Below are 6,619 nucleotides of genomic sequence, written 5' to 3' on the forward strand. Positions count from 1 at the left end.
GGCGGCGCGCGACTCGGGCGTGGCGTCCGCGCCCTGCGCGATCGCGGGGGAGGCGGTGGACGCCGCGGCGACCTCGGCGCGCTCCTCGGCGCTCAGCTGGCCGGCCGGGGCGGCGGCGCCCTTGCGGTAGGCGGGGGTGGAGCTCGGCGACGTCCAGAGTCGCTCGAGCTCGTCGTCGAGCCAGAACAGGGTGAGCGAGACGCCCGACATGTCGAGGCTCGTGCACAGCTCGCCGATGTCGGGCGAGACGATCTCGATCCCGGCATCCCGCAGCAGCGCGTGCACGCGCCGGTAGACGACGAACAGCTCCTCGTACTTGACGGTGCCCAGGCCGTTCAGGATCACCGCCGCACGGTCGCCGCGGTCGTCCGGGACGTCCTCCAGCAGGCGGCCGACCAGCAGCTCGGCCAGCTCGTCGGCGGTCGGGATGGGCACCTCCTCGATGCCCGGCTCGCCGTGGATGCCGAGACCGACCGACATCATGCCCTCCGGCACCGTGAACAGCGGCGCGTCGGCCCCGGGCAGCGTGCAGCCGCCGAAGGCGACGCCGAGCGTGCGGGTGCGCTCGTTGGCGCGCTCGCCGATCGCGCACACCGCGTCGAGGTCGCGGCCCTCGCCGGCGGCGGCGCCGGCGATCTTGAACACGACGAGGTCGCCGGCGATGCCGCGGCGACGCTCGCGCTGGCTCGGCGGCGCCGAGGCGATGTCGTCGGTGACGATCAGCACGCGGGCGGGGATGCCCTCGGCCTCGAGCCGCTCGACGGCCTCGCCGAAGTGCAGCACGTCGCCGGCGTAGTTGCCGAACGAGAACACGACGCCCTTGCCGCGGTCGGCGGCGCGGGCGACCGACAGGGCCTGGGATGCCGAGGGGGAGGAGAACAGGTTGCCGACGACGGCCCCGTGGGCCAGGCCCTCGCCCACCAGCCCGCAGAACGCGGGGTAGTGGCCGGAGCCGCCGCCGGCGAGGACGGCGACCTCGTCGTAGCGGGTGCTCCGCACGACGCCGCCGGGGACGGCGACGACGTGGTCGGGATACGCGGCGGCGAAGCCCTCCAGCAGCTCGGTGGGGAACGCATCGGGAGCGTTGAACAGGCGGGTCATCGGCGACCTCCTCGGTAGGCGTTGCCCTCACCATACTTGACTGTCAACAGTCGAACAACTAACATCGGCCACGCCTGCGACGTCGAGGTCCGCGTCGCCCTGGTCGTCCGAATCTGGAGGCGCCGATGCCGTTCGATCCCGACCTCGTGATCTGCTCGACGATCACGCTGCGTCACCTGCCGCTCGAGGAGGCGCTCACCGCGATCGCCGCGGAGGGCTTCACGGCCGTCGACCTCGGGGCCCTCCCCGGAGTGTGCGACCACGTCCCCGTGCCGCTCGACGACGAGGCGGTCGCCCAGGTCGCCGAGACCGTGCGGCGGTCGGGGCTGTCGGTCGTCTCGGTCAACGCCGACGTCGGCGACCTCAACCGTCCGCTCTCCGACGACGAGGCCGCCGCACGTCGCGCGCACGTCGACCGGCTCGTCGCGCTGTGCACCGCCGTCGGCGCGCGCGCGCTGGTGCTGCCCAACGGACGGCAGGACCACGAGCCGTTCGTCTCGGCCGAGGCCGACACTGCGCTCGTGGCCGCCGAGCTGGAGCGCGTCCGCGAGGTCGTCCAGGCCGCCGGGCTCGAGCTGTGGGTCGAGGCGCCGCACCTGTTCCGCCTCCACCACACGGTCGACGGCAGCGCGCCGCTGTACGACCAGCTCGACCCGCGCGTCGGCGCCGTGTGCGACGTGAGCCACATCGTCGCCTCCGGCGGCACCGTCGCCGAGTTCGCGCGCAGGTTCGGCCCGCGCATCGCCCACGTGCACATCCGCGACGCCGAGCCCGGCTACATCCACCACTCCGTGGGCCGCGGCACGATCGACTTCGCCGCGGCGCTCGCCGCGCTCGCCGACGCCGGCTACCGCGGCGTCTACTCGCTCGAGCTCGAGACGCGCGACGTCGCGAACGACGACCGTGCGCGCGTCGCGCACGAGTCCGCAGACCTCATCACCGCCGCACACCCTGAGAAAGGCACAGCATGACCGAGACCACCCAACAGCTCACCGCCGTCGTCACCGGCGCGGCATCCATCCGGGGGATCGGACGAGCGACCGCGCGCCGCCTCGCCTCGGACGGGTGGGCGGTCGCGATCGTCGACCTCGACGGCGACGCCGCGGCGGCCGCCGCCGCGGAGCTGGCCGAGGAGTTCGGCGTGCCCGCGCTCGGGCTCGGCGCCGACGTGACCGACGAGGCGTCCGTCGACGCGGCCGTCTCGCGCATCGAGGCCGAGCTGCCGCCGGTCGGCGGGCTCGCCAACATCGCCGGCATCACCTCGCCGGTGCCCTTCTTCGAGACCACTCTCGCGGAGTGGAACCGGGTCATGGCCATCAACGCGACCGGCACGTACCTGACCACCAAGCGCGTCGCGGCGGGCATGGTCGCGCGCGGCTACGGCCGCATCGTCAACATGTCGTCGGTGTCGGCCCAGCGCGGCGGCGGCGTCTTCGGCAAGGTGCCCTACTCGGCCGCCAAGGCCGCGATCCTCGGCTTCACGCGCGCCCTCGCGCGCGAGCTCGGCCCCACCGGCGTGACCGTCAACGCCGTCACGCCGGGCGTCGTCGACACCGACATCCGCGTCGGCGCGACCAACCCCGAGCTCGAGGCCAAGCTCGCCGCCGACGTGCCGCTCGGCCGCCAGGGCACGCCGCAGGACATCGCCGCGCTGTTCGCGTTCCTCCTGAGCCACGACGCCGGCTACATCACCGGCGCGACGTACGACATCAACGGCGGGTCGCACATCAACTGAGCCCCCGCGCGACGAAGGGCCGATCGCTGGTGCGATCGGCCCTTCGTCGTCGGCTCATGCGGTCAGAGCGCGCCCTTCGCGGGGTCGCCGACCGGCAGCGGCACGAGACGCTCGACGGCCACGGGGCGCTCCAGAAGGCCCTCCAGCGCGGCGTTGAGGCGCGCGACCGGCTGCCCCACGCCGTGCGCGTCGAGGAGCTCGTGCGAGGTCCACTTCTCGATCATGACGATCGTGCCGTCGTTCTGCTCCTGGATGCAGTAGAGCAGGCAGCCGACCTCTTCGTGCACGTCCGGGATGGCGGTGTTCAGCGCGGCGAGCACCGACTCGCGCGCGCCCTCCTTGGGCACGAAGATCGCGGTGACGACGACGGGTTCCGACATGGGGTTCTCCTTCTTCTCTGACTGCTCCGACGCGCCGACGGCGGCGCGGCGTTCGATTCCACGGTAGACGGCGGTGTGGTCGAGGTCGCCGTCGCCGTCCGCGACGAGCTCGGCGAAGAGGCCCTGCACGACGCCGGCCAGCGGCAGGCTCAGGCCGGCGCTCGCGGCGGCATCCGCCGCGAAGCGCAGATCCTTCAGCTGGTTGACGGCCGATCCGCCCGGCGCGAAGTCCTCGTCGAGCCAGTTCGCGGCCTTCTGCCGCAGCACCTCGGAGCCGGCGAGGCCGCCCTCGAGGATGTCGGCGAGCGCCGAGAGGTCGAGCCCGGTGCGACGGGCGAGCAGCATCGCCTCCGAGATCGCGGTGACGCTCGCCGCGACGATGAGCTGGTTGCAGGCCTTCGCGAGCTGACCCGAGCCCACGGCGCCCATGTGGCGGATCGTGGAGCCCAGGCGCTCGAACGCCGGCATGGCCCGTTCGACGTCGGCGGGGTCGCCGCCCACCATGATCGACAGCGTGCCGGCGGCGGCGCCGACGACGCCGCCGCTGACCGGGGCGTCGACGAGCCGGATGCCGTCGCGCGCGAGCGTCGCGGCGAGCTCGGCCACCGCGACCGGCGACACGGTGCCCATGACCACGAGCACGGGGTCGGACACACCGGCATCCCGCCACCCGCGGCGCAGCCCCTCGGGGCCGTCGAGGACGGCGAGGACGCCGTCGAGGTCGGTGAGCATCGTCAGGACGACCGGCGCCGCGGCGGCCGCCGGCGTCGCGGCGACCGGCGTCCGGCCGCGGAACGGCTCGACGGCCGACCGTGAGCGGTTCCAGACGACCGGCGCGAAGCCCGCGGCGACGAGCCGCTCGGCCATCGGCGCACCCATGGCGCCGAGGCCGAGCAGGCCGATGCGGGCGGTCATGAGCCCGCGGTCGCCGCGAGCGCCTCGGTCTCGCGACGCAGCTCGATGGCCTGCTGGAGGGTCTCGTCGACCTCGACGTCGGCCCAGCGCACGATGCCGCCCTTGGGGACATCGCGCGTGAGCGGGATGTGGTGGGCGAGCGCCACGGGCAGGTAGCCCTCGCGCACCGACGACTCGGCCGAGACGAGCTTGCCCCACACGGTGTAGCCGCCCTCGCCGTCGAGCGTCTCGCCGGCGACCAGGTCGCGCTTGGCGGTCGCGACGACGTCGGCGGTGAAGCCGACCGGGTGGCCGGTGGAGACGCCGCGCAGCGCCGCGTTGGCGACCGAGACGTTCAGCTCGAGCCCCACGTAGTGGTACGGGCGGTACAGGGCCGCGTAGCGGCCGGTGGGGTCGGGATGCCACGGGTACTCGACGAAGCACTCGGCGACGTAGTCGTTGGTCGCCTTGACGACGACGAACACGCCCTCCTGCGTGTTGTGGGGGATCCAGTCGCCCTCGCGGGTGACGCTCGACATGACATCGACGGTGCCCTCGTGGGCGAGGACGCCGCCGACCGCCGCGGGGCGGCACACGGTGGCGATCTCCTCCAGGTCGCCGGGGGTGAAGGTCAGGCCCTCGTCGCTCGGCACGAGGCCTGCGGCGTTGGCGACCGCCGCCATCTCGATCGCGGCCTTGGTGCCGTCGCGGAACGAGGTGTGCATGTAGGGGTTGAGCTGGCCGGAGTCGGTGAGCTCCTTGCTGAACTCCCAGTTCTCCCAGACGTTGTCGGGGTTCATCTCGTGGTAGTGCGGCAGGTACTTGGCGCCCTTGCCCGCGCACACGACGTCGAAGCCGCTCGTGCGCGCCCAGTCCACGAGCTCCCAGATGAGGGCGGGCTGGTCGCCGTAGGCGAGCGAGTACACGACGCCGGCGGCCTTCGCGCGTGCGGCGAGGGCGGGACCGGCGAGCGCGTCGGCCTCGACGGTGACCATGATGATGTGCTTGCCGGTCTCGATCGCGCGCAGGGCGTGCGCGATGCCGACGATCGGGTTGCCCGTGGCCTCGACGATCACGTCGAGGTCGGCGTCGAACAGGGCCGCGGAGTCGCCGACGATCGCGGTCGCGCCGGTGGCGAGGGCGGTCTCGACGTCGTCGACGTAGTCGCCGGCGCGCCCGACGAGGTCGAAGGCCCCCTGCGCGCGGGCGACGTTGATGTCGGCGATGCCCGCGATGTGGATGCCGGGGGTGTTGCGCGCCTGCGCGAGGTACATCGTGCCGAAGCGGCCCGACCCGATGAGCCCGATGCGGATGGGACGGGCGGCGGCGTCTCGTTCGGTGAGCAGGGCGTGGAGATTCATGGGCGGCGACCTCGGGTGTCTCTGGATGGGCGGGCGCGTCGATCGCGGCGACGCTGCGGGATGAGCATGAGTGTAACCGATATCATTAAGTTTCAACAAGTAGGCGGAGGCCTAGGCTTGACGAGAACGCACAGGGAGGCGACCGCATGAAGCCGGCCACCATTCGCGACGTCGCGGACGCCGCCGCCGTCTCGGTCGCCGCTGTCTCGCGCGTGCTCAACGACGGCCCCGTCGCCGAGGCCACCCGCGCGCGCGTGCTCGACGCCATCGAGCGGCTCGACTACCGCCCGCGCACGGCCGCCCGCGAACTGCGCGCCGCGCGCCCGTCGACGCTCGGGCTCGTGCTCGCCGACCTCGCCAACCCGTTCTTCGCCCAGCTCGCCGATCGGATCGTGTGGGAGGCGCGGGCCCGCGGCGCGCAGGTCGTGCTGCTCACCACGCGCGAGGACGCGCGGTTCGAGGACGAGGCGATCCAGGCGCTGTCGTCGCGCCGCGTCGCCGGGGTGATCGCGACCCCCACCGCGGCCAACTCGCCCGCCTGGAGCCGCCTGGCCGAGCTCGGCACCCGGCTCGTGTTCGTCGACCGCGCCGTCGAGGGAGTCGCGGCCGACCGCGTCGGCATCGAGAACGAGGCGATCACCTACGAGGCGACGTCGCGGCTGCTGGCGCTGGGACACGTCCGCGTCGGCATCGTGGCCGGCCCCGAGGCATCCAGCACCGGCCGCGAGCGCGTGCAGGGCTACCGGCGCGCGCTCGCCGACCACGGCGTGGCCCTCGACACCGCGCTCGTGCGCTACGCGCCGTTCCGCGGCGACGAGGGGGCGGATGCCGTGGGAGCCCTCCTGGCGCTGCCCGATCCCGTGACGGCCCTCCTCATCGCCAACACGGCGCAGAGCGCGGCCTGCGCGCGGCGGCTCCGGCAGGCCGGCATCGCCGTGCCCGAGGCGGTCTCGGTGATCGTCTTCGGCGACGAGCCGTGGACCGAGCTGTACGACCCGCCGATGACGGTCGTCCGCCAGCCCGTCGCGATGCTCGCGACGCACGCGGTCGAGCTGGCGCTGCGCGAGACCGGCGACCCGGTCGAGGTCCGCGCCGCCGCGACGCTCGTCGAGCGCTCGAGCGTCCGCGCCCGCTGACGCCAATGCCCG

The 6,619-nt window shown here is 73.6% G+C and carries 6 protein-coding genes; 3 read left to right on the top strand and 3 right to left on the bottom strand.

All coding sequences use genetic code 11. From position 1 onward, the window contains the following. Positions 1 to 1,101 (bottom strand): dihydroxyacetone kinase family protein (locus WML84_RS11590; RefSeq protein WP_347346301.1); only part of this gene is annotated, 1,101 nt, incomplete at its 3' end. 125 nt (positions 1,102 to 1,226) lie between these two features. Here WML84_RS11590 and WML84_RS11595 point away from each other — a divergent pair. Together WML84_RS11595 and WML84_RS11600 are read left to right on the top strand one after the other, a co-directional pair. Then, positions 1,227 to 2,072, top strand: a complete 846-nt coding sequence (locus tag WML84_RS11595) for a sugar phosphate isomerase/epimerase (RefSeq protein WP_347346302.1) — start codon at positions 1,227 to 1,229, stop codon at positions 2,070 to 2,072. Continuing rightward, entirely contained in the window at positions 2,069 to 2,836 is a 768-nt protein-coding gene (locus tag WML84_RS11600; RefSeq protein WP_347346303.1) for an SDR family NAD(P)-dependent oxidoreductase, read from the top strand. Before WML84_RS11595 ends, WML84_RS11600 begins: the two co-directional genes overlap by 4 nt. A 62-nt stretch (positions 2,837 to 2,898) precedes the next feature. Here the strand turns inward: WML84_RS11600 and WML84_RS11605 are convergent, their stop codons facing one another. Next, on the bottom strand, positions 2,899 to 4,131 hold the full coding sequence (locus WML84_RS11605) for an NAD(P)-binding domain-containing protein (protein WP_347346304.1): 1,233 nt from the start codon (positions 4,129 to 4,131) through the stop codon (positions 2,899 to 2,901). Beyond that, entirely contained in the window at positions 4,128 to 5,471 is a 1,344-nt protein-coding gene (locus tag WML84_RS11610; RefSeq protein ID WP_347346305.1) for a Gfo/Idh/MocA family oxidoreductase, read from the bottom strand. The genes WML84_RS11605 and WML84_RS11610 overlap by 4 nt, the downstream gene beginning before the upstream one ends. A gap of 146 nt (positions 5,472 to 5,617) precedes the next feature. Between WML84_RS11610 and WML84_RS11615 the strand changes: the two genes are divergently transcribed. Then, entirely contained in the window at positions 5,618 to 6,607 is a 990-nt protein-coding gene (locus WML84_RS11615) for a substrate-binding domain-containing protein (protein WP_347346306.1), read from the top strand. Positions 6,608 to 6,619 lie beyond the last annotated feature (12 nt).

It is taken from the genome of Microbacterium sp. (assembly GCF_039812165.1).
Lineage (GTDB): Bacteria > Actinomycetota > Actinomycetes > Actinomycetales > Microbacteriaceae > Microbacterium.